The 22532-nt window shown below is 70.1% G+C and carries 22 protein-coding genes; 4 read left to right on the forward strand and 18 right to left on the reverse strand.

Features of this window, described 5'->3' with window-relative positions:
• Window positions 1-47: 47 nt before the first annotated feature.
• The 4 genes from J5V16_RS05645 to J5V16_RS05660 are packed head-to-tail and all read right to left on the reverse strand — an operon-like array spanning window position 48 to window position 4015.
• Window positions 48-1637 (reverse strand): amidohydrolase, encoded by a 1590-nt coding sequence (locus J5V16_RS05645; RefSeq protein WP_208495076.1) that lies wholly within the window; start codon window positions 1635-1637, stop codon window positions 48-50.
• Window positions 1638-1650: 13 nt separating this feature from the next.
• Window positions 1651-2406 (reverse strand): amino acid ABC transporter ATP-binding protein, encoded by a 756-nt coding sequence (locus J5V16_RS05650; protein ID WP_243900750.1) that lies wholly within the window; start codon window positions 2404-2406, stop codon window positions 1651-1653.
• Entirely contained in the window at window positions 2403-3185 is a 783-nt protein-coding gene (locus tag J5V16_RS05655; RefSeq protein ID WP_408612381.1) for an amino acid ABC transporter permease, read from the reverse strand. The genes J5V16_RS05650 and J5V16_RS05655 overlap by 4 nt, the downstream gene beginning before the upstream one ends.
• A 44-nt stretch (window positions 3186-3229) precedes the next feature.
• Window positions 3230-4015: a transporter substrate-binding domain-containing protein gene (locus tag J5V16_RS05660; RefSeq protein ID WP_208495078.1), complete on the reverse strand. Its 786-nt coding sequence runs from the start codon at window positions 4013-4015 to the stop codon at window positions 3230-3232.
• Window positions 4016-4173: 158 nt separating this feature from the next.
• On the opposite strand from J5V16_RS05660, the gene J5V16_RS05665 reads away from it, so the two are divergent.
• The gene (locus J5V16_RS05665) at window positions 4174-5079 is read left to right on the forward strand and encodes a 5'-3' exonuclease (protein ID WP_208495079.1); all 906 of its coding nucleotides are present in this window, start codon (window positions 4174-4176) and stop codon (window positions 5077-5079) included.
• Window positions 5080-5305: 226 nt separating this feature from the next.
• On the opposite strand, the gene J5V16_RS05670 is transcribed toward J5V16_RS05665, so the two are convergent.
• Window positions 5306-5683: a VOC family protein gene (locus J5V16_RS05670; protein WP_208495080.1), complete on the reverse strand. Its 378-nt coding sequence runs from the start codon at window positions 5681-5683 to the stop codon at window positions 5306-5308.
• 74 nt (window positions 5684-5757) lie between these two features.
• Window positions 5758-8487, reverse strand: coding sequence for a DEAD/DEAH box helicase (locus J5V16_RS05675; protein WP_208495081.1), 2730 nt, complete (start codon window positions 8485-8487; stop codon window positions 5758-5760).
• A 99-nt stretch (window positions 8488-8586) separates the two neighbouring features.
• Between J5V16_RS05675 and J5V16_RS05680 the strand changes: the two genes are divergently transcribed.
• A complete protein-coding gene (locus tag J5V16_RS05680) occupies window positions 8587-9324 on the forward strand; it encodes an HAD family hydrolase (protein WP_307792871.1) in 738 nt (245 codons plus the stop codon).
• Between the two features lie 89 nt (window positions 9325-9413).
• On the opposite strand, the gene tatC is transcribed toward J5V16_RS05680, so the two are convergent.
• The 5 genes from tatC to J5V16_RS25410 form a co-directional block, all read right to left on the reverse strand.
• Window positions 9414-10397, reverse strand: coding sequence for a twin-arginine translocase subunit TatC (gene tatC / locus J5V16_RS05685; RefSeq protein WP_208495083.1), 984 nt, complete (start codon window positions 10395-10397; stop codon window positions 9414-9416).
• Between the two features lie 22 nt (window positions 10398-10419).
• Complete coding sequence (gene tatA / locus J5V16_RS05690) at window positions 10420-10698, reverse strand: Sec-independent protein translocase subunit TatA (protein WP_208495084.1); 279 nt, start codon at window positions 10696-10698, stop codon at window positions 10420-10422.
• A 227-nt stretch (window positions 10699-10925) separates the two neighbouring features.
• The gene (locus J5V16_RS05695) at window positions 10926-11135 is read right to left on the reverse strand and encodes a hypothetical protein (protein WP_208495085.1); all 210 of its coding nucleotides are present in this window, start codon (window positions 11133-11135) and stop codon (window positions 10926-10928) included.
• 61 nt (window positions 11136-11196) lie between these two features.
• Complete coding sequence (locus J5V16_RS05700; protein WP_208495086.1) at window positions 11197-12132, reverse strand: helix-turn-helix transcriptional regulator; 936 nt, start codon at window positions 12130-12132, stop codon at window positions 11197-11199.
• A complete protein-coding gene (locus J5V16_RS25410) occupies window positions 12129-13109 on the reverse strand; it encodes a helix-turn-helix transcriptional regulator (protein WP_208495087.1) in 981 nt (326 codons plus the stop codon). The genes J5V16_RS05700 and J5V16_RS25410 overlap by 4 nt, the downstream gene beginning before the upstream one ends.
• Before the next feature lie 152 nt (window positions 13110-13261).
• Between J5V16_RS25410 and J5V16_RS05710 the strand changes: the two genes are divergently transcribed.
• The gene (locus J5V16_RS05710; RefSeq protein ID WP_307792872.1) at window positions 13262-14356 is read left to right on the forward strand and encodes a DUF3866 family protein; all 1095 of its coding nucleotides are present in this window, start codon (window positions 13262-13264) and stop codon (window positions 14354-14356) included.
• A gap of 247 nt (window positions 14357-14603) precedes the next feature.
• Here the strand turns inward: J5V16_RS05710 and J5V16_RS05715 are convergent, their stop codons facing one another.
• The 7 genes from J5V16_RS05715 to arc form a co-directional block, all read right to left on the reverse strand.
• Entirely contained in the window at window positions 14604-14858 is a 255-nt protein-coding gene (locus J5V16_RS05715) for a hypothetical protein (RefSeq protein WP_208495089.1), read from the reverse strand.
• 8 nt (window positions 14859-14866) lie between these two features.
• Window positions 14867-16225 carry a Pup--protein ligase gene (pafA, locus tag J5V16_RS05720; protein WP_208495090.1) on the reverse strand — a complete coding sequence of 453 codons (1359 nt, stop codon included), beginning with the start codon at window positions 16223-16225 and terminating at the stop codon, window positions 14867-14869.
• Between the two features lie 266 nt (window positions 16226-16491).
• Window positions 16492-17256 carry a proteasome subunit alpha gene (prcA, locus tag J5V16_RS05725; RefSeq protein WP_208495091.1) on the reverse strand — a complete coding sequence of 255 codons (765 nt, stop codon included), beginning with the start codon at window positions 17254-17256 and terminating at the stop codon, window positions 16492-16494.
• Between the two features lie 15 nt (window positions 17257-17271).
• Entirely contained in the window at window positions 17272-18066 is a 795-nt protein-coding gene (gene prcB, locus J5V16_RS05730) for a proteasome subunit beta (protein ID WP_208495092.1), read from the reverse strand.
• A 212-nt stretch (window positions 18067-18278) separates the two neighbouring features.
• A complete protein-coding gene (locus J5V16_RS05735; RefSeq protein WP_208495093.1) occupies window positions 18279-18494 on the reverse strand; it encodes a ubiquitin-like protein Pup in 216 nt (71 codons plus the stop codon).
• A gap of 112 nt (window positions 18495-18606) precedes the next feature.
• A complete protein-coding gene (gene dop / locus J5V16_RS05740) occupies window positions 18607-20112 on the reverse strand; it encodes a depupylase/deamidase Dop (RefSeq protein ID WP_208495094.1) in 1506 nt (501 codons plus the stop codon).
• 212 nt (window positions 20113-20324) lie between these two features.
• Complete coding sequence (arc, locus tag J5V16_RS05745; protein WP_208495095.1) at window positions 20325-22106, reverse strand: proteasome ATPase; 1782 nt, start codon at window positions 22104-22106, stop codon at window positions 20325-20327.
• Window positions 22107-22223: 117 nt separating this feature from the next.
• On the opposite strand from arc, the gene J5V16_RS05750 reads away from it, so the two are divergent.
• Window positions 22224-22511, forward strand: a complete 288-nt coding sequence (locus J5V16_RS05750) for a ferredoxin (RefSeq protein ID WP_208495096.1) — start codon at window positions 22224-22226, stop codon at window positions 22509-22511.
• Window positions 22512-22532 lie beyond the last annotated feature (21 nt).

A 22532-nucleotide genomic window follows, 5' to 3' on the forward strand; every position in this document is an offset into this window, starting at 1 on the left:
GATGGCGTCAACCGGGTCGGATTTTTGGTTCCACAATTTTTCTCGCGTCAGGCGTCCCGCGGAGTCGGCGCTGGCCAGGCGGCCGACCAGATCACCTGGCCGTCGGCGATGGTCATGGCGCACTTGGGATCGGGGACGCCCGGGTCACTCAGGTCGGGGAGTCCCCCGTCCGTGAGCTCCCACACGGTGAAATTCGCGCGGGTGTGCGGGACGAGGGAGCCTGCGTCGTCGACGCCGAGGGCCCTCCAGCCGCCTCTGGTGGCCGCGGTGAAGGCCGCGGCCATCGGGAGGCGGGAGACGGGGTTGCGGTGGCGCACGGCGGCTCTGACGCCGCCCCAGGGGTCGAGGGCGGTCACCGGCGAGTCCGATCCGAAGGCGAGGGGGACGCCGACGCCGGCGAGCTTGGAGAGGGGGTTGGCGGCGAGGGCGCGTTCGCGGCCGAGGCGGGTGGCGTACATGCCGTCGGGGCCGCCCCAGGCGGCGTCGAACGCGGGCTGGACGGAGGCGTGGACGCCGTGGTGGACCATGCGGGCGATGAGTGCGGCGTCGAGGAGTTCGGCGTGCTCGATGCGGTGGCGGGCGTGGCGGATCGCGTCGAGGCCGAGCACGGGTTCGACCGCGTCGAGGCCGTCCATGACGTTGGCGATCGCGCCGTCGCCGATGGCGTGGAAGGCGGCGGGGAGGCCCGTCTCGTGGCAGTCGAGGAGGTGGGCGGCGATGTCTTCGGCGGTCAGGTACTCGGCGCCGAGGGTGTCGGCGTCGCGGTAGGGCTCGCGCAGGAGGGCGGTGCGGGCGCCGAGGGACCCGTCGGCGGAGAGGTCGCCGCCGCAGCCGTGGGCGCCGAGGTCGCGGGCTTTGGCGGCGGCGCGCAGCTCGCCCCACCAGCCGTGCACGGCGGGGTTGCCGGGGGCCTGCCCGAGTTCGACGAGGCCTTGGAACTCCTTCTCCCCCAGCGGGTCGGCGGCGACGGGGATGAAGTGCTCGGCGACGGCGGCGATGCCGCGCTGTGCGGCGGTGGCGAGGGCGTGCTCGGCCAGCGCGAGGCGCTGGGAGACGGGGACGCGGGTGCCGAGGGTGGCGCGGGCGGCCTTGTGGGCGGCGCGGGTGAGGACGCCGGAGGGGTCGTAGCCGTCGTGGTCGGCGAGTTCGGGGTGCTCGGCGAGGAGGCGCGGGGTGGCGATGCCGGTGTGCCCGCAGGCGCGCGAGAGGTAGGCGATGCGGCCGCCGGCGGCGTGTTCGATCGCCTCGCCGGTGGGGAGGGCGGGGTCGTCCCAGGTGGTCTCGTCCCAGCCGCCGGCGAGGATGAGCGCGTCGGCGGGGGTGGTGCGGGCGAAGGCGGCGAGGTGGTCGAGGACGGCCACGGCGGAGCGGTCGGCGGCGAAGTGGAGGCCGGCGAGGGCCGCTCCGGTGGCGGTGAGGTGGACGTGGGAGTCGACGAAGGCGGGCAGGACCAGCCCGCCGCCGAGGTCTTCGATGCGGTCGGCGGCGGGCGCGTCGGTCCCGTCGCCGACCCACTCGATGCGGTCGGCGACGGTGAGCAGGGCCGTCGCGGCGGGACTGGTCGGGCTGAGGACGCGGCCGCCGCGCCACAGGACGCGTTCGGCCGCTGCGGCGCCGGTCTTCTGGAGGAGGCTCATGCCTCCCATGATGTCAGTCGACGGGGTGCAGGATGCGGTGGAGGAAGCTGCGGGCCCGTTCGGTCTGCGGGTTGGAGAGGACTTCGGCGGGCGGCCCGGACTCGACGATGACGCCGCCGTCGAGGAAGAGCACCCGGTCGGCGACCTCGCGGGCGAAGCTCATCTCGTGGGTGACCACGAGCATCGTCATGCCTTCGGCCGCAAGGCCTTTCATGACGCCCAGGACTTCGCCGACGAGTTCGGGGTCGAGGGCGCTGGTGGGTTCGTCGAAGAGCATGAGCTTGGGCTTCATGGCGAGGGCGCGGGCGATGGCGACGCGCTGCTGCTGGCCGCCGGACAGTTGCGAGGGCTTGGCCTGCTCCTTGCCTTCGATGCCGACCTCGGCGAGGCGGCGCCGGGCCTCGGCGATCGCTTCGTCCCTGGGGGTCTTGGAGACCCGCCGCTGAGCGATGGTGACGTTGTCGAGGATGGTGAGGTGGCTGAAGAGGTTGAACTGCTGGAAGACCATGCCGATGTCGCGGCGGGCGGCGTCGAGGTCGGCGTCGGGGCCGGTCATGTCGTGCCCGGCGGCGGTGATGGTGCCGTCGGTGGGGGTCTCCAGGAGGTTGACGCAGCGCAGCAGTGTGGACTTGCCGGAGCCGGAGGGCCCGATGAGGCACACGACTTCGCCTTCGGCGATGTCGAGGTCGATGCCGCGCAGGACCTCGTTGTCGCCGAAGCGCTTGCGCAGGCCCCGTACTCGCACGATCGGGGTCGCTTCGGTGTTCATCGGGTTTCTCCTCGCTTCTCGAGGCGGCGGGCGAGCAGACCGAGCGGGATGGTCAGGAGCAGGTAGAGGAGGCCGCCGACGAGCAGCGGGGTGGCGTTGGCCTCGGAGGTGAGCTCGTTGCGGGCGAACTTGGAGAGTTCCATGGTGGCGGTGGTGACGCCGAGGACGAACACGAGGCTGGAGTCCTTGGTGAGCATCACGAGCTCGTTCGTCAAGGGCGGGATGACGATCCGCAGCGCCTGCGGCAGGACCACGGTGACCATGGTGCGGGTGTGGCTCATGCCGAGCGACCGGGCCGCCTCGATCTGTCCTTTGGGGACGGCCTGGATGCCGGCGCGGACGCTTTCGGCGATGTAGGCCGAGGAGGTGAGGCCGAGGCCGATGGCGACCTGGCCGTAGACGCCGCCGGGGTACTGGATGCCGGGGAAGGCCTGCGGGACGCCGAAGCCGACGAGGAACAGCACCAGCAGCGCGGGCAGGCCCCGGAAGATCTCGACGTACCCGGTGGCGAACCACCGGTAGGGGCCGAACGTCGAGACCCGCATGAGCGCGATCGGCACGCCCACGACCATGCCGAAGACGAACGCGAGCAGGGTGTAGACGATCGTGTTCCAGAACGGCGTCCACACCGCCGGGAACATCGCGGCGGCGATGTCGAGCTGGAAGAACGAGTCGGCGATCCGCCCCCAGTCGGCGACGACGGCCAGCGCGATCACGACGGCGGCGAGGACGGCGTACTGGATGGCGCGGGAGAGGCGCCGCCGCTGCCTCGGGGTCATGCGGCGGTCGAGGGGCTCGGCCCCGGTGTCGGTTGCGGCGTCCACTACTGCCCGGTGTCCCCGGTGTAGGGCTCGCCGATCCACTTCTCGTACAGCTCGGCGTAGGTGCCGTCCTCGAAGGCCTGCTTGAGCATGGCGTTGACTTCGTCCAGGAGTTCGGTGTTGTCCTTCTGGACGGCGAAGCCGTAGTGCTCTTCGGTCTCGATGGTCTGGACGAGGGCGAGGTCGGGGGCGTCGGCGATCATGGCGGTCCAGGTGGCGAGGTCGGCGATGGAGGCGTCGACGCTGCCGGCGCTGAGCGCGGAGGCGATGTCGCCCATGGTCTCGAAGGCGACGGGCTCGTAGCCGAACTCGGCGGCGTGGTCGTTGGCGTAGGTCTCGCCGGTGGTGCCGGACTGGACGGCGACCTGGAGACCGGAGAGGTCTTCGAGCGAGGCGACGGCGGACCCGCTGGGCGCGACGAGGGCCTGGTCGGCGCGGTAGTACGCGTCGGACATGCCCATGGCCTCCTGGCGCTCCTCGGTGATGGTGAGGCCGGCGGCGGCGATGTCGCAGGTGCCGGCGTTGAGGGCCGAGCCCGAGCCGATGGAGTCGAAGTCGATCTCAACGACTTCGACGGTCTGGTCGAGGCGCTCGGCGAGGAGGTTCATGAGGTCCATGTCGAAGCCGACGTACTCGCCGCCCTCCATGAACTCGAAGGGCTCGAAGGGGACGTTCGTGCAGACGGTCAGGGTGGAGTCGTCGCCGGAGTCCGACGTGCAGGCGGCGGCGGCGAGCCCGGTCCCGATCAGGGCCAGTGCGGCGGCGGCGCGGCGGGCGTTGGTGTTCACCTGAGGGCTCCTCAAAGTTCGCTGATTCGCTGATCATTCCGTTCGGACACTCCCATCGTTGTTCCAGCCGGTGGAAAATGTGGCTGGTTTCGCACTAAAGGAGGCGGTTGCATCGGCGTTCTCACGCTGTGTCGGACAGGCGTGAGACAGTGGTGGGCATGCTGATGCTCATCGACGCCGCCTCGCTGTGGTACCGCGCCTACTACGGGCTGCCCTCCTCGATCAAGGCCCCTGACGGGCGGCGCGCGGGCGCGGTGCGGGGCTTCTTCGACGGGCTGGCCGTGCTGGCGCGCAAGTACTCCCCCACCGGGATGGTGTGCTGCCTGGAGGGGAACTGGCGGCCGGAGTGGCGCATCGAGCTCATGCCGGCGTACAAGGCGGCGCGGGCGCTGCCTGACGGCTCGGAGGACACCCCCGAGGGTCTCGAGGACCAGGTCGCGGGGATCGAGGCGCTGCTCCCGGCCCTGGGCGTGGCCACGGCGACCCACCCGAGGTTCGAGGCGGACGACGTGATCGCGACGCTGGCGGCGCGCACGGCAGAGCCGGTGATCGTGGTGACCGGCGACCGGGACCTGTTCCAGCTCGTCGACGATGAGCGCGACCGCAAGGTCGTATACCTCGCGCGCGGGATATCTAAAGCAGAATTGTTCGACGGCGAGGCGGTCGCGACGAAGTTCGGCGTCGCGCCGGAGCACTACGTGGACTTCGCGGTCCTGCGCGGCGACCCCTCGGACGGGCTTCCGGGCGTCAAGGGCATCGGCGCGAAGACAGCGGTGACGCTGGTGAACACCTTCGGCGGCATCGCCGGGCTCAAGGCCGCCGCGGCCGAGGACGGCTCGGACCTGCCCGAGCGCCAGCGCAAGGCGATCAGCGAGGCCGGCGATTACCTCGACCGGGCCGTCAAGACCTCGACCGTCGTCGCCGACGTCGACGTCCCCCTGATCGACGCCACCCTCCCGGTATCCCCGAAGGACCCCGCGCGCGTCGAAGCCCTCGCAGCCGAATGGGGCGTCGCCTCAGCCCTCAAGCGCTTCCACGAGGCCATCGCCCTCGAAGCGGCCTAGTTCACAACACGTTCGAGACCCTCGAACACCGGAACTGTCGTACCCCCGGCGGGCTCTTGAAACCGGGGCCCCAAACCCAGACCCGCGATGCACGGTCGGCGTGCCCGCCGGAAGCCCGGCAGGCTGTCCGCCCAGAGCACGAAGCGCGGGCTTCTCGGCGCCGCCCCGAGACGCGCGGCGCAAAGAGGGGGCGGCTCGGCCGCCGCACAGTGGACGGCTCGGGCGGCTACTCCCAGACCGTTGCGGCCGCTTCGAATTCGGCGCGGTCGGAGTGCACGGGGATGACGCACACGATGTGGCCGCCGGGCGCGCGCAGCGTCCGGCACTCGAGCCAGCGCGAGACCTCGGTGGCGCCGAGCGCGATGAGCCGCGCGGTCTCGGCGTCGAGGTCGTCGGTCTCCATGTCCACATGGATGCGCGGCTCGCCCTCGTCGAGGCGCTGCACCACGGTCACCAGCCCCGGCAGCGCGCCTTCGAGGACCGTGAACTGCTCCTCCCCCGGGGTCGGCCGCGTGGTCACGCCCAGGGCGCCCGACCAGAAGGCGGTCGCCGCCTCGGCATCGGTGGTGTCGATCAGGACCGTCGAGATGCGACTGCGGTGCACGGGGATTCCTTCCAGTTCAGTCCGAGCCGGCCCGGCCGATGAGCGGCCGGACCGGTCGGCGCGTCAGGCCGGGCTCAGACGTCGGCGACGACGCCTCGGCGAATCGCGTCCACCGCGTCGAACGCGGCGTCGGCGAGCTTATTGGATGACTCGGTGTCGATATATCTTGCAGCTGTCCCCATTTGGTGCAGCAGGTCGGCCGTGCGCCGCGCCCACCGCACGAAGTCGCCGCCCGGCATCGGCCACGGGCCGTCCGCGGCCGCCAGCGCCTTCGACAGCTCCTCGCCTCGCGTCCACCGGTAGATCGGCCAGGCCAGGCCCATCTGCGGGCGCGAGATCAGCGAGAGCCCGCGCGTGTTCTCGGCGCGGCGGATCGCCTCCCAGCGCCGCACGGTCTTCGCCACCGGCTCCGTGATCGGCCCGGGCACGGCCACGAAAAACTCGTCCTCTTCGAAGCGGGACTCGTAGATCACCGTGGACGCGATCGCGGCGAGCGACGGCGCGTCGAGCCCCTCCCAGATGCCATCGCGCAGGCATTGCGCGACGAGGAGGTCCGTCTCGACGAACAGGTTGCGCAGCAGCCGCCCGTCAGCGGTGACGGTCTCGCCGTCGAGGTACCCGAACTCGCTGAGCACCTCGCGCACGGCCGTGAACTGCCGCGCCAGGGAGTGCTCGCGCCGCTCGGAGCGGCGCCGCAGCAGCTCGCCCTCGCGCTTGAGCCGCGACCAGCGGGCGGCGTGGACGGTGTGCTGCCCGGCATCGGGGCAGGTGCGGCACGGGTGGGCCTTGACCTCCTCGCGCAGCTGCGCGATCTCGGGGGTCTCGGCCGCGCCGCCGCGCCGGGTCGGCCGCGATCGGTCCTTTGTGGCCTCGCGCAGGCTTGAGGCGAGGTCGGTGCGGGCCTTGGCGTCGCGCCGGTCGAAGCGTTTGGGCATGCGGATGCGGGTGACGACCTGGACGCCGCCGTCGAACGCGGAGGTCTCGAGGGTCCCGGCCCAGCCGTCGGCGGTGAGCACCGACCAGCGCGGGTCGTGGTGGCGCGAGCCGCCGGTGGGGCGCAGGAACACGGCCCAGCCGGTGCGTTTGCCGCGGGAGATCCAGATGACGTCGCCGCCGCGGAGCTTCTCGAGGTTGGTGCGGGCCTCGTCGCGCAGGGCGCCCTTGCGGCGCTTCTGGGCGCCGCGCTCGGCGTGCGCGAGCTGCTGCGTCAGGTCGTAGTAGGCGAGGAAGTCGCCCAGGTGGCACTCGGCGCCTTCGGCGGCCTCGGCCGCGCGGCGGTTGAGGGTGCGGGCCTGCTCGGCGATGTGCACGGCCTCGGCGTCGGATTGGAACTGCGCGAAGGAGGACGCCAGGACCTCTTGGGCGCGTTCGACACCGGCGGCGCCGATGAGGTTGACGGCCATGTTGTAGGAGGGCGCGAAGCTCGAGTTGAGCGGGTAGGTGCGCTTGGAGGCGAGCCCGGCGAGCTCCTTGGGGCGCACGTCCTCGGCCCAGACGGTGACGGCGTGGCCCTCGACGTCGATGCCGCGGCGTCCGGCGCGGCCGGTGAGCTGCGTGTACTGGCCGGGGGTGAGCATGACGTGGTCGGAGCCGTCGTACTTGATGAGCCGTTCGAGGACCACCGACCGCGCGGGCATGTTGATGCCCAGGGCGAGGGTCTCGGTCGCGAACACGGCTTTGAGGAGGCCGCGTTCGAACAGCTTCTCGACGACTTCTTTGAACACCGGGAGGAGCCCGGCGTGGTGGGCGGCGATGCCGGCGGCGAGTCCGGCGAGCCACCGGTCGAAGCCGACCGCGTCGAGGTCGGCGGCGTCGATGTGGGCGACGGCGGCGGTGGCGTAGTCGACGATCTCGTCGCGCTCGCGCCCGTCGGTGAGCCGCAGCCCGGCGCGCACGCACTCGTCCACGGCGGCATCGCATCCGGCGCGGGAGAAGATGAAGTAGATGGCCGGCAGCAGCGAGGCCTGGTCGAGGCGGGAGACGACGCGGCCGCGGTCCACATAAGGCCTGCCGCCCCGGCGGCGGCCGCCGGTGCGGCCCTCGTTGCGCTCGCGCGCCCGGGCGTCCTTCTTGAGCAGTTCCTTGGAGACGTAGTCGCCGTCGGGCTCGAACAGGTCGAGCAGGGCGCCGCCGATCATCATGTGCTGCCACAGCGGGACCGGGCGGGTCTCGGAGACGACGACCTCGGTGGAGCCGCGGACGCTCTTGAGCCAGTCGCCGAACTCCTCGGCGTTCGAGACGGTCGCCGAGAGGGAGACGACCCGGACCTCCTGCGGGAGTTCGATGATGATCTCCTCCCACACGGCGCCGCGGAAGCGGTCGGCGAGGTAGTGCACCTCGTCCATGACCACGTAGCGCAGCCCGTGCAATGTGGAGGAGCCCGCGTAGATCATGTTGCGCAGCACCTCGGTCGTCATGACGACGATCGGGGCCTCGCCGTTGACGACCGTGTCGCCGGTCAGCAGCCCGACGTTCTCGGCGCCGTGCGCGGCGACGAGGTCGTTGAACTTCTGGTTCGACAGCGCCTTGATGGGGGTGGTGTAGAAGCACTTCGCGCCCTCGGCCAGCGCCAGGTGCACGGCGAACTCGCCCACGACGGTCTTGCCCGCGCCGGTCGGGGCGCATACGAGCACGCCGTGGCCGCCTTCGAGGATGCGGCAGGCCTCGACCTGGAAGTCGTCGAGTTCGAACGGGTAGTCCCCCGCGAAGGCCGCCAGCTGAGGCCATTGCCGTCGCGCCTGGGCGGCGGCGTGGCGTTGAGCCGGGGAGCGGTCGTCGGCGTAAGGCACGTCGGCGGTAACCATGGCCTCAACACTAGACTGCCGCACCGACAAGAGCACTCCGGTAACGCGGGTTCCGTACCCGGCTGTGACGACGCCTACACGGCCGGGTATCGTCCGTTTGTGCACCGGGATTCCTCAGCAGGAGATGACGATGCGGGACGCGGAGGGGTCGACGCGGTCCTGTTCGATTTCCAAGGCACCTTGGCGCAAGTGGAACCGCTCACGCGCTCGGTGATGCTCGCCGCGGAGGCGTGCGGGCGCAAACTCGATCCGATGGCCGTCACCGCGCTCGCCGACGCGATCGGCGCGCAAGGCTGGGTCGGCGCCGGCATGGAGGCGCGCGTGCGGCCGCATTTCGCCGATGCCTGGGCCGACCGCGACCTCGACGAGGAGGCCCACCGCGAGGCGTACACGGCGCTCGCCGAGCAGGCCCACGGGGTGTTCGAGGGTCTGAGCGACGCGCTGTACGAGCGGCTCGCCTCCCCGGAGGGCTGGGTGGCGTACGCCGACACGGTGGCGACGCTCGTGGCGTTGAAGGCGCAGGGCTACCCGATCGCGCTGGTGTCGAACATCGGCTTCGACCCGCGGGGGATCCTGCGGCGCTTGGGCATCGACCGGTTCATCGACGAGTGGATCCTGTCCTACGAGGTCGGGTTCTGCAAGCCCGACGAGAAGATGTTCTACGCGGCGTGCCATGCGCTCGATGTGGAGCCGAGCCGCACGCTCATGGTCGGCGACTCGATGGCGGACGCGGGCGCGGCGCGGATCGGCGCCCGCTGCTACCTGTTGCCGCACGCGGAAGCGGGCCGGATGGTGGGGCTCGAAGCGGTGCTGCGGCTCGTGCGCGGCGGCTGCTAGCGCGCGCCACCCCGTAAGGACACGACAAGGGCCCCACCGCTATTGCGGTGGGGCCCTTCGTTCATGCTCGACCTTCGTCCTCAGGGGACTCAGGTGATGTCGTCGTAGCCGTCGACTCGGCGGCCGAAGCGGTTGCGCCGCTCGTTCTCGGCCGGGTAGTCCTCGTCGTCGAGACTGCTGGCGCCGATGTCGGCGGTGGCCACCAGGTCGTCGGCGGCGCCGATGTCACCGGCCTCGTCGTCGTCGAGGTTGTCGTCGTCGTACGTGATGCCCTTGCGCTTGTCGTTGAGATAGGCGACGCCGCAGGCGGCAAGGTAGAGGATGAGCATGCAGATCGCCAGCGCGGTCATGCCGAACGGGTCCGGCGTGGGCGTGAAGATCGCGGTGAAGATGAAGCTCACCAGGACCACGATCCGCCACCAGCCGAGCATCTGCTTGGCGTTGACGAGACCGATGACGTTCAGCATCAGCATGATCAGCGGGAATTCGAAGCCGATCCCGAAGACCATCATCACCGAGAGGAAGAAGTTGAGGTAGTCCTCGAGGTTCAGCAGGATGACGAAGTCCTGGCTCGCCAGCAGCATGATGAACTCCATGCCGTGGGCGACCACGAAGTAGGCCAGGACCGCGCCGGCGAGGAACAGCGGCGCGGCGATCCCGATGAACAGGTAGGCGTACTTCCGCTCGTTGCGGTGCAGGCCGGGCGCGATGAACGCCCACAGCTGGTAGAGCCAGACAGGGGCGGTCCCGACCAGCGCCGTGTAGAGCGAGATCTTCAGCATCAGGGCGATGTGCGAGATCGGCGAGTTGAGCACCGCTTCGCATTGGGCCCCCTCGCCGGACTCTTCGACCGAGCCGCTGCTGAGCGCGGAGCAGTACGGATCGGAGAGGAACTTGATGATCTCGTCGGCGAAGTAGAACGTGGCGGCTGTGCCCACCAGGATCACCACGACTGCGACGAGCAGTCGGTTCCGCAAGTCGGCGATGTGCTCCATGAGCGTCATGGAGCCGTCGGCGGCGCGCTGGAACTTGGTCTTCCGTTTGCTAGCGCGCCGCGGTGGTTCGTCAGCCATGTGCGTAACGACCGGTTCCGGGCTAGCGGGTCTTCTTGTGGTCGACCGATTCGCCGTCGATCACGGACTCGTTGACCGGCTGCGGCGGGTCGAGCGGCTCGCGCGTGTGGCGCGGCTCGGCGCGGGTGTCGCCGTCCTCGTCCGGGTTGGCCCCGTCCTTCTTCATGGCCTCGGTCTCCGACTTGAGGATCCGCATGGAGCGACCCAGACCACGCGCCATGTCGGGGAGCTTCCTGGAGCCGAACACCAGCAAGATGACAACGACGAGAATGATGATGTGCCAGGGCTTCAATGCACCCATTGTTCGGTCCCTCCGGGTATATGTCGGTGACGTTAACCATCGTATGCCGCGTGGACGGCGGCTGCCACGGAGGCCGAGTCTCGGCTCGATACCGAGTTCACCTGCGGTGGCGTGGTTACGACATGTCGAGCCGGACAAGCATGACCGACGTTTGACACTTCCGTCAACACTGGAGCCTTCGGGAACCCTGATCTTTATCAGAATGTGGCGGCCGGAACGGCGGCGCGTCACTTCTTGGGCAGTGCGGCGGCGGTCCGCTCGGCTTCGGTGAGGGTCGCGTTCAGGCGTTCTTGCAGGTCCTGTAGCTCGCCGACCCGTTCTTGGACGCGTTCGAGGCCGAATCGGAGTTGTTTGAGTCCGCCGAGGAGTCGTGAGGCCGCTATGGCCAGGAGCACGAGTCCGGCGAGTGCCAGCACGACCGATATCGCCCAGATCATCGGGTCAGTCTAACGCCGGGGCCCGCCGCGCCCGAGCGGGCCCGGCGGCGGGTCGGCGGGTTCAGGCCGACGGGTAGCGGGCCAGCGCGGCGCGGGCGGTCTGGCGGACGGCGTCGCGCAGCTCCTCGGGTTCGAGGACTTCGGCTTCGCCGCCGAGGCCGAGGACGAAGCGGCGGGCCCAGTCGAGGTCGCGCACGCGCATGGTGACGCGGCGGCGGCCGTCGCTCTCGCCGATCACCTCATCGCACGGGTAGGCGTCGGTGACGGTCTTGGCGCCGGGGCCCAGGCGCAGCTGGATGCGCGGCAGCTCGGAGGCGAGGAACGCGGTGGGCGCGGGCTGGTTGGTCAGGCGCAGCGGCTCGGAGGGCTCGTCGAGTTCGGAGCAGGCGTCGATGCGGTCGATGCGGAACTGGCGGATCTCCCCCGCGGCGCGGCACCAGGCGCGCAGGTAGGCATGGCCGTCGGCGGCGACGACCTCGATGGGGTCGACGACGCGTTCGGAGGTGGTGTCGCGGCTGGCCGAGTAGTAGGTGATGCGGGCGGCGTGCCCGGAGGCGACGAGGGCCGCGTACCGCTCGGCCTGCGGGTCGGTGACGGTGTCGCGGACGGTGACGTCGGCGGGGGCCTCGCCCGCGACGGCGGCGAGCTTGTCGAGTGCGGAGGCGATCGCGGCGCGGTCGCCGACGCCGGGCGTGTCGGCGAGGACCCGGAGGGCGACCGAGAGGGCGAGCGCTTCGTGCGCGGCGAGGCGGACCGGGCGGTCCATGCCGGCGGCGAAGAGGACGCGGACCGCGTCGGCGTCGAAGGCGATGTCGATGAGGTCGCCGGGGCCGTAACCGGGCAGACCGCACATCCACAGCATGGTGAGGTCGGACTGCATCTGGTCGGCGTCGACGCCGAACTCGGCGGCGAGCTCGGCGAGCGGGACGCCCTCGGGCCGGGCGACGAGGTAGGGCACGAGGTTGAGGAGGCGGGCGAGCCGGTTCTGCTGGGTCACGGGGTCGCCTCCTCGTCGGCGAGGGCCTGCAGGCACGCGATGGTCTCCTTGACCAGTTCGGGCGGGTCGGTGACGAGGACGTCGGCGCCGAACGAGGCCAGCCAGGCGGCGGTCGCGGCGGTGTCGGTGTACGAGAAGCAGGCCTGGTCGCCCTCGGGGGTGCGCGGGCCGATCTGGTCGGCACGGCGGCGCACGCCCCAGGCGCGCCGGGGCCGGACGAGGACGGTGGCGCGGGTGGCGAGCTGCTGGTCCTCGGAGGCGGAGGCGAACGCGAGGACGTCGACGTCGGCGGGGATCGTGAAGGCCCCTTCGGGGCCGGTGAGGCGGACCTTCCCGCTGATGCGCGAGAGCCGGAAGCACCGCTGGGCGCCCCGGTCGAGGTCGAGGCCGGCGACGTACCAGCGGCCGCGCCAGGCCGCGCAGCCCCACGGCTGGATCCGGCGCTGCTGGGCGGACTCGTCGCGGGAGCCGAGGTAGTCGAAGACGACGGCGCGCCGGGAGGCGACCGCCTCGAGGAAGGGCGCGAGGGCCGCTTCGGCGCCGGGCAGGGACTTGACGGGGGACGCGGCGGCGTGCGACTCGACGTCGATGCCGGCGGCCCGGAGCTTGCGGAGCGCGTCGGAGGACCCGGACTGGAGCTCGGGCTGCTGCCACAGGCGCGCGGCGGCGGCCACGGCGGCGGCCTCGGCGTCGGTGAACTCGATCTGCGGCAGCTCGAAGTCGGAGCGGGGGATCCGGTAACCCGGTTCGCCGTCCCCGAGGTAGTCGATGCCGGACTGCAGCGGGATGCCGATGCGGCGCAGCTCGGCCTTGTCGCGTTCGAACTTGCGCTGGAACGCGTCGTGGGCCTTCTTGTCGTCGTGGTCGTGCTCGTAGCCGGGAACGGTCCGGGCGATCCTGCTGGAGGTCTGGAAGCGCCGCGAGGACAGCAGGCAGAGCACCAGGTTCACCAGTCGTTCAGTGCGATCGTTGGACACCCGCCCAGCCTATGCCAGGCGTCGGAGGCGCTGCCAGCACGCCTGCCGGTGCGCGCGTCGCGTCGCCGCCGCGGCGGGACCCGGGCCGTTGCGGCGGTCGCGCGGGCTCGGTGTGCTGCAGCGGTTCCGGTCGCGCTTGGTACTGTCCGGGCGTGATCAGATGGCGATACGGGACTGTCACCGGCGTGCGCGGCGGGTGGCGCGGCTGCACCGAACTCGAGGTCGACGTCGAGGCCCGCGAAGGCGAGGACGCGTTCTCGTGCCGGGGCCTGGCGTACGACGGGCTCGTGGGCGCGCCCGAGGTGGGCGACCGGGTGCTGCTCAACTGCAACGCCATCGCCAAGGGCCTGGGCACGGGCGGGTACGCGCTGGTCATCGCGGTCCCCGACCGGCTCCCGGCGGACGTGGACGCGCCCGGGCACATCGTCAAGGCCCGGTACACGCCGATGCAGGCGATGCGCCTGGCGGTGGACGAGGACGACTCGCCGCACCGCGCGGCCGTGGAGGCCTGCGAAGACCTCGGCGGGATGCCGGTGGTCGTGGCCGACCTGCACTCGGCGCTCGCGCCGGTCCTCGCCGGGATCCACGCGACCGCGCCCGGGGCGCGCGTCGCGTACGTGATGACCGACGGCGGCTCGCTCCCGGCGTGGTTCTCGCGCCAGCTCGACCAGCTCTCGGATCGCCTGTGCACCACGGTGACGGCCGGGCAGTGCTTCGGCGGCGACCTCGAGGCCACGAACGTCCACAATGCACTCATTGCGGCGCGGGTGGTCGGCGGCGCGGACATCGCGATCGTCGCGCAGGGCCCCGGCAACCTGGGGACGGGCACCGTGTGGGGCTTCTCGGGGACCGCGGCGGGCGAGGCCGTCAACGCCGCGTCGGTGCTCGGCGGCCGTCCGGTCGCGTCGCTGCGGATCTCGGAAGGCGACGCGCGCGAACGCCACCGCGGGATCTCGCACCACTCGATGACCGCGTACGCGAAGGTCGCACTGGCGCCCGCCGACGTACCGGTGCCCGACGAACTCCCGGCGGAACTCGAGGGCAAGATCCGGCGCCAGCTCGCCGAACTCCCCGAGCGCCACCGCCAGATCGAGGTCGACTGCTCGGGCCTGGTCGAAGCCATGGAGGCCCTCCCTGTCAAGCTCTCCACCATGGGCCGCGGCCTCGACCGCGACCGCGTCTACTTCATAGCCGCAGCGGCCGCGGGCCGCCATGCCGCCCAAATCGCCAAGAGCCGCGACCACTGACGACTGGACGCGAGCACACCGCGCGTCCACTCACCGTTTCGAACGACATCCCGCCGGCCCCAGGCTCGCGACCGCCCGTTCGAACCCCGGCTTGTCGCACCCCTCTGCAACGCTGTCCCTATTTCAGCGGCTGCGGCGAAGGTGGAAGCGGGCGGGTGTCCGGGGCCACCCGTACGCCCGCGCGACGACCGCCCCGCACGCCGAAGCCCCGCCCGCGCGATGCGCGGGCGGGGCTTCGCTCACGTCCCTAGAGCACGAACAGGACCAGGAGCCACACACCGATGACCGCCGCCAGCGCGAGCGCCAGGACCCAGGTCGGGACCGTGTACTCGCCGCGGCGGTTGCGCGCGATCTCCTCGCGGATGCGCGTCGTGCGCCGCTCGTAGGCGGCCACCGGGTCGAGCGAGCCCAGCGGGCCGCTCGCGCGGCGGCCGACCGGGCGCGCCCGGTCCCCCGCCTCGTCGGCGTGCCGCGGCCCGGCCGCGCCGTCTCGATCGGTCACCGTGCGCCTCACATGCTCGCGATGAGCTTGTCGACGCGCTCGTCCCGCGACCGGAACGGGTCCTTGCACAGCACCGTGCGCTGCGCCTGGTCGTTCAGCTTCAAGTGCACCCAGTCCACAGTGAAGTCGCGCCGCTTCTCCTGCGCCTTGCGGATGAATTCGCCGCGCAGCCGCGCCCGCGTGGTCTGCGGCGGCACTTCCTTCGCCTCGAAGACCTCGACGTCGTGCGTCAGCCGCTCGGCCTCGCCGCGCTTCTCCATCAGGTGGTGCAGGCCGCGCCCGCGCCGGATGTCGTGGTACGCCAGGTCGAGCTGGGCCACGCGCGGGCTCGAGAGCGCCAGGCCCCGCTTCTCGCGGTAGCGCTCGATGAGCTTGTACTTCGCGACCCAGTCGATCTCGCGCGAGACGGAGTCGAGGTCGTCGGTCTCGACGGCCTGCAGCACCCGGCCCCACAGGTCGATGACCCGCTTGGTGCCCGCGTCCGCGCCGCGCTGGTCGACGAAGTCGATGGCCTTCTCGAGGTACTCGCGCTGGATGTCCAGAGCGGACGCCTCGCGTCCGCTCGCCAAGCGCACCAGCCGCTTTCCGGTGGTGTCATGGCTGATCTCGCGGATCGCCCGGATGGGGTTTTCCAGCGTGAGGTCGCGCATCGTCACGCCGGTCTCGATCATCCGCAGCACCAGGTCGGCCGAGCCGACCTTGAGCATCGTGGTGACCTCGTTGATGTTGGAGTCGCCCACGATGACGTGCAGGCGGCGGTACCGCTCGGCGTCGGCGTGCGGCTCGTCGCGGGTGTTGATGATCGGCCGCGAGCGGGTCGTGGCCGAGGAGACGCCCTCCCAGATGTGCTCGGCGCGCTGCGACAGGCAGAAGCGCGCGCCGCGCGGGGTCTGGAGGACCTTCCCGGCCCCGCAGATGAGCTGGCGGGTGACCAGGAACGGGATGAGCACCTCGGCGAGCCGCCCGAACTCGCCGTGGCGGCTGACCAGGTAGTTCTCGTGGCAGCCATACGAGTTGCCGGCGGAGTCGGTGTTGTTCTTGAACAGGTAGATGTCGCCGGCGATGCCTTCGTCGTGGAGGCGCTTCTCGGCGTCGATCATGAGGCCCTCGAGGATGCGTTCACCGGCCCGGTCGTGCTTGACCAGGTCCTCGATCGAGTCGCACTCGGGGGTGGCGTACTCGGGGTGGGAACCCACGTCGAGGTAGAGGCGGGCGCCGTTGCGGAGGAACACGTTGGAGGAGCGGCCCCAGGAGACCACCCGCCTGAAGAGGTAGCGGGCCACTTCGTCCGGAGACAGGCGGCGCTGTCCCCTGAAGGTGCAAGTGACCCCGTATTCGGTCTCCAGTCCGAAAATGCGCCTGTCCATGTCGAAACCCTACCCCGATTCGGTTGAGGAGAACACCCCTCGCGGTCGAACGGTTCCGTACCGCGACGGGCACTATGGAGATTGTTCGATATGCGGCGGTTTGCACCTGGCTTGGCGCGGTCCCGCCGGGACGTGCCGTCCAGATGAGAGCGACGGCGGTTTCTCGTGGGAGCAGCGGTCGCCCGGGCCGTTCTGACCGGGCCGGTCGGGCCCGCGCGGTCGCGGGTACCCGTTCGGCCCGGTCGCAAGCGGCGGCCGGGCGGCCGTCAGGACTCGTCGGTGTCGGCGGCCTCGGTGGTCTCCTCGGCGGCGGCCTCGGCCTGGGCCTCCGCGGCGGGGCTCGCCAGGAGCGCTTCGAGGGCCAGGCCCTCGATGCGGCGGAACGCCCGGCCCGGGCGCGCCCGCTCCAGGACCGCGACCTCCAGGACCTCCTTGGTGAGCTCCCGGGGCGTGCCGTTGCCGCCCGAGCTGGACAGGGCCCGCAGCGCCAGCGCGAACGCGTCGGCGAGCGGGGCCTCGAAGTCGTGGCCCTCGGCCAGGATCTCCTTCAGCTGGTCGGCGTCGCCGCCCATGGCGAGGTAGCCGGGTTCGTCGTTGATCGAGCCGTCGAAGGTGAGCCGGTAGAGCTCGTCCTCCTGCGGGCCTGCGCCGACCCCGGCGACGCAGATCTCGACCTCGAAGGGCTTGGTCTGCTCCGAGAAGATCGCGCCGAGGGTCTGGGCGTAGGCCTTGGCGAGGCTGGCGGCGTTGACGTCGCGGCGGTCGTAGGAGTAGCCGCGCAGGTCGGCCATCCGAACGCCGGCGGTACGGAGGTTCTCGAACTCGTTGTACTTGCCGACGGCGGCGAAGCCGATGCGGTCATAGAGCTCGTAGACCTTGTGCAGAGCCGAGGAGACGTTCTCGGCGACGAGGAGGACCCCGTCGGCGCAGGAGAGCACCACGACGTTGCGGCCGCGGGAGATGTTCTTGCGGGCGAACTCGGCCCGGTCCCGCATGATCTGCTCGGGACTGGTGTAGAACTGCATGGCCATGTCCGGCTCCTCTCCTTATCCGTAGGGGTTCTCGGTGCGGGCCGCGATCACCGAGCGGGCGACGTCGGCCACGACGGCCTCGTCGATCCGCTTGGAGCCTTCGGCGGTGGCGGTCATGACCACGGGGTAGAGGTCGCGGGTCGGGTCGGGCCCGCCGGTGGCGGAGTCGTCGTCGGCCGCGTCGTAGAGCGATTCGACGGCGATCTTGACGGCTTCCTCGGTGCCGATGTCGCGCCTGTAGCGCTTCTTGAGGGAGCTCTTGGCGAACATGGAGCCCGACCCGATGGAGTCGAAGTCGCGTTCGGCGTAGATGCCGCCGACGACGTCGAAGCTGTAGATCTTCCCGGCTTCGTCAAGGGAGGCGGCGTCGACGTCGAACCCGGCGAAGAGGGGGACGACGGCGAGGCCCTGGAGGGCGATGCCGAGGTTGCCGCGCAGCATGGTGGCGAGGCGGTTGGCCTTGCCGTTCAGGGTGAGCGGTGCGCCTTCGATCTTCTCGTAATGCTCGAGTTCGAGCTGGTAGAGCTTCACCAGTTCGATGCCGAGGCCGGCCGTGCCCGCGATGCCGACGAGCGAGTAGCCGTCGGCCGGGAAGACCTTCTCTATGTCGCGGCTCGAGATGTAGTTGCCCATGGTCGCGCGCCGGTCGCCGGCCATGACGACGCCATCGGCGGTGCGCAGGGCGACGATGGTGGTGGCGTGGGCGCTGACAGCGGCGAAGTCGCCCGGCGGCAGGGGCCTTCGTCCCGGCAGCAGTTCGGGCGCCACCTGCATGAGGAACTCCGAGAAGGAGGAGGTTCCAGCCGTCATAAACGCGTTGGGCAGTTTGCCTGGGAATTCTTGACCTGTCACGACATGACCTCCCTGATCCTCTATTCAAAAAACGCGGCCCCTGCTTCGTGCTGCGGGGCGCGGGGCCGCCGGTGGGGGCAGAGCCCCGATGCGCCTGTCTCAGCGGTGCCCGTGGGCGGTCGCCGAGCGCTGATCCGTCGCATCAGGTGGCCCTGTCACCGGCAGGGGGCTTACTGGCCGCCCTTTTGCACGAACGAGCGGACGAATTCCTCGGAGTTGGTCTCCAGGACCTCGTCGATCTCGTCGAGCAGGTCGTCGACTTCTTCGGTGATTGCTTCGTGGCGTTCGGCGATCTCGGGGTCTACAGCGGCCTCAGTGGTGTCGGCGTCTGCTTCCTGCCGAGACCGCTGCGACTGCGACTGCCCGCCGGAGTCCTTCGCTGCCATAGCTGTTCCCTTCTACCTCGTCGGTGCCTAAACCGTACCGCGTGGGTACGACAGCACGCCAGATACGACGCCGCACTGGCGCCACTTATTCCCGCGGCTGCAACGGGAAGTCCTAGTCGGCGGTGATGATGTCGAGGAGGTCCTTCGCCGCTTCGCAGCGTTCGAAGAGCTCGCCGACATGGGCTTTGGTGCCTTTCTCAGGCTCCATCATGGGCACTCGCACGAGAGAGTCGGCGCCGACGTCGAAGATGACGGAGTCCCAGGAGGCGGCGACGACCTCGGAGGGGTACCGGGCGAGGCAGCGGCCGCGGAAGAACGCGCGCGTGTCGCTGGGCGGCTCGGTCATGGCGTTGATGATCTCGGTGTCGGTGAGCAGGCGCTTCATCTTGCCGCGGGCGACGAGGCGGTGGTAGAGGCCCTTCTCGGGGCGGACGTCGTGGTACTGCAGGTCGATGGCCTGGAGCTTCGCGGCGCCCCAGCCGAGATTCTCGCGTTCGCGGTAGCGGTCGAGCAGGGAGAGCTTGGCGGGCCAGTCGAGCATGTCGGCCAGCTCCATGGGGTCGCGGGCGAGCGCGTCGAGGACGTAGGCCCACTGGTCGAGGACTTCGCGGGTGTCGGGGTCGGCGTCGGCGCCGCAGTAGGCCTCGGCCTGCTCCAGGATGGACTGCTGGAGTTCGATCGCGGTGACGCGCTTGCCGTTGCGCAGTTCGATCTTGTGCTTGAGGCTGGGGTCGTGGCTGACGGCGCGGAGTTCTGCGACGGGCTCGGCGATGCCGAGGGTGCCGTCGAAGACGCCGGACTCGATCATGGACAGCACGATGGAGGCGGTGCCGACCTTGAGGAAGGTGGCGTACTCGGCGAGGTTGGCGTCGCCGATGATGACGTGGAGGCGGCGGTAGCGCTCGGCGTCGGCGTGGGGCTCGTCGCGGGTGTTGATGATGGGCCGCTTGAGGGTGGTCTCGAGGCCGACCTCGACTTCGAAGAAGTCGGCGCGCTGGGAGATCTGGAAGCGGTGCTCGGAGGCGTCCTGGCCGATGCCGATGCGTCCGGCGCCGCAGAAGATCTGGCGGGTGACCAGGAACGGCGTGAAGTGGGCGACGATGTCGGCGAAGGGGGTCTGGCGCGACATGAGGTAGTTCTCGTGCGCGCCGTAGGAGGCGCCCTTGTTGTCGGTGTTGTTCTTGTACAGGTTGATCGGACCGATGCCGGGGGTGTGGGCCGCGCGGAGGGCGGCCTCGGCCATGGTCATCTCGCCGGCCTTGTCGAACAGGACGATCTCGCGCGGGTTGGTGACCTCGGGGGTCGAGTACTCGGGGTGCGCGTGGTCGACGTAGAGGCGGGCGCCGTTGGTGAGGATGACGTTGGCGAGCCCGGAGTCCTCGTCGGCGAGGTTCTCGGCGGGGTCGTAGAGGGCGCCGGTGTAGGTGAAGCCGCGCGCGTCGCGCAGGGGGGTCTCCTCCTCGTAGTCCCACCTGGCCCGGCCGCCCTTGGAGAGCTCGGGACGGGCGGCGTAGGCGTTGACGATCTGCGAGGAGGTCACCATCGGGTTGGCGCCCGGCTGGCCCGGCACGGAGATCCCGTATTCGATCTCGGTGCCCATGATGCGGCGTACGGTCATGCTCTCGAGCCTAGTCCCTTCGGGCGCGGCGGCGCTCCCTCCGACTGTAGACGTCAGGATTTCCGGGCCGCCGAGATTCGCACCGTTGAGGTTCTGGGTCTTCATGGCGACCGGTTACCCGGCGGCGGCCGGCCTGACACGTCCGGAGGTGCGCCGATCGGCCGGCGGTGGTGCCGCCGGCCGATCGAAGCCGCTGGTGGATCGGGTGGGTATTACAGGTACTGACCGGTGTTCGACACGGTGTCGATACTGCGGCCGGAGTCCGGACCCTTGCCGGAGACGAGCGTGCGGATGTAGACGATCCGCTCGCCCTTCTTACCGGAGATGCGGGCCCAGTCGTCGGGGTTGGTGGTGTTCGGGAGGTCCTCGTTCTCGCGGAACTCGTCGACTGTGGAGTCGATGAGGTGGCTGAGGCGGATGCCCTTGGACTGGTGGGTCAGGAAGTCCTTGATCGCCATCTTCTTGGCCCGCGCGACGATGTTCTCGATCATCGCGCCGGAGTTGAAGTCCTTGAAGTAGAGCACTTCCTTGTCGCCGTCGGCGTACGTGACCTCGAGGAACCGGTTCTCGTCCACTTCGGAGTACATCCGCTCGACGACCGCCTGGATCATCGACTGCACGGTGGCGTCCCGGTCCTTGTCGTGCTCGGCGAGGTCGTCGTCGTGCAGCGGCAGGGTCGGGGTGATGTACTTCGAGAAGATGTCCTTCGCCGACTCGGCGTCCGGCCGCTCGATCTTGATCTTGACGTCCAGGCGGCCGGGCCGCAGGATCGCCGGGTCGATCATGTCCTCGCGGTTGGAGGCGCCGATGACGATGACGTTCTCCAGGCCCTCGACGCCGTCGATCTCCGACAGCAGCTGGGGGACGATGGTGTTCTCGACGTCGGAGGACACACCCGAGCCGCGGGTGCGGAAGATCGAGTCCATCTCGTCGAAGAACACGATCACCGGCATGCCTTCGCTGGCCTTCTCGCGGGCCCGCTGGAAGACCAGGCGGATGTGCCGCTCGGTCTCGCCGACGTACTTGTTCAGCAGCTCGGGGCCCTTGATGTTGAGGAAGTAGGAGCGCCCGGAGGCCTCCTCCCCCCGCATCTCGGCGACCTTCTTGGCCAGCGAGTTGGCGACGGCCTTGGCGATGAGCGTCTTGCCGCAGCCCGGAGGGCCGTACAGCAGGATGCCCTTCGGGGCGCGCAGCTCGTGCTCGCGGAAGAGGTCGGCGTGGAGGAACGGCAGCTCGACCGCGTCGCGGATCATCTCGATCTGGCCGTCGAGCCCGCCGATGTCGTAGTAGTCGACGTCGGGGACCTCTTCGAGGACGAGCTCCTCGACCTCGCTCTTCTGGATGCGCTCGTAGGCGTACCCGGCACGCGGCTCGATCATGACCGAGTCGCCCGCCCGCAGCGGGCCGTTGATGAGCGCGTCGGAGAGCAGCACGACCCGCTCCTCGTCGGCGTGGCTGGTCACGAGCGCGCGGTCAGGAGGACCGCCGGCGGTGTTCTCGATGAGCTCCTTGAGCGTCACGACCTCGCCGATGCGCTCGTAGTCGAGCACCTCGACCACGTTCATGGCGTCGTTGAGCAGCACTTCCTGGCCGCGCTCGAGCTCGTCGGGGTCGATCGACGGGGCGAGCGAGACGCGGAACTTCCTTCCGGAGGTGAAGACGTCGACGGTGCCGTCCTCGCGGGCCCCCAGGAACACGCCGTAGCCTGACGGCGGTTGGGCGAGCCGGTCGATCTCCTCTTTCAGTGAGACGATCTGCTCGCGGGCCTCCTTCAAGGTGGCCACGAGCCGTTCGTTCTGCTCCGACAAGCGGTCGATCTGGGATTGGGCGGCGGCGAGCCGCTCCTCCAGAATGTGCATGTGTCGGGGCGTTTCGGTGAGACGGCGTCGGGCAGCGGCCAGTTCTTCCTGGAGCTCTTCGACCTGTCCTGACAGTTCGTCGTGCTCTGAGCCCTGGCTCAGGTTCTGTCGACGGTCATCGTTGCTACGTGCCACGGGTCACACCTCCCGAGTGAGGGTTTTCCTACACCAACCGTATCTGGTTGTGGACGCCAATAGTAAGGCTCGACACCGACATTCGCTAGAGCGATTGCGGCGATCTAGGCTGGAAACATGTCAGCTGAACGTGAACTCGAAGTCTCGATCGACCAGGACGCCTGCACCGGCGACGGCCTCTGCGTGCAGTACGCGCCGACCGTGTTCGAGTTCGACATCGACGGACTTGCCTACGTCAAGAACACCGACGGAGAGCTGTTGACTACGCCCGGTTCGCAAGTCAACGTGCCCGAACACCTGCGGCTGGACATTGTGAACGCCGCTCACGACTGCCCCGGCGAGTGCATCTACGTCCGCGACCGGGCCGACAAGACCGCTGTCGCCGGGCCCGGCGCCGACGAGTAGCTGAAACGGGATTCGGGCGGG

The organism is Glycomyces niveus (assembly GCF_017592475.1).
GTDB lineage: Bacteria > Actinomycetota > Actinomycetes > Mycobacteriales > Micromonosporaceae > Glycomyces > Glycomyces niveus.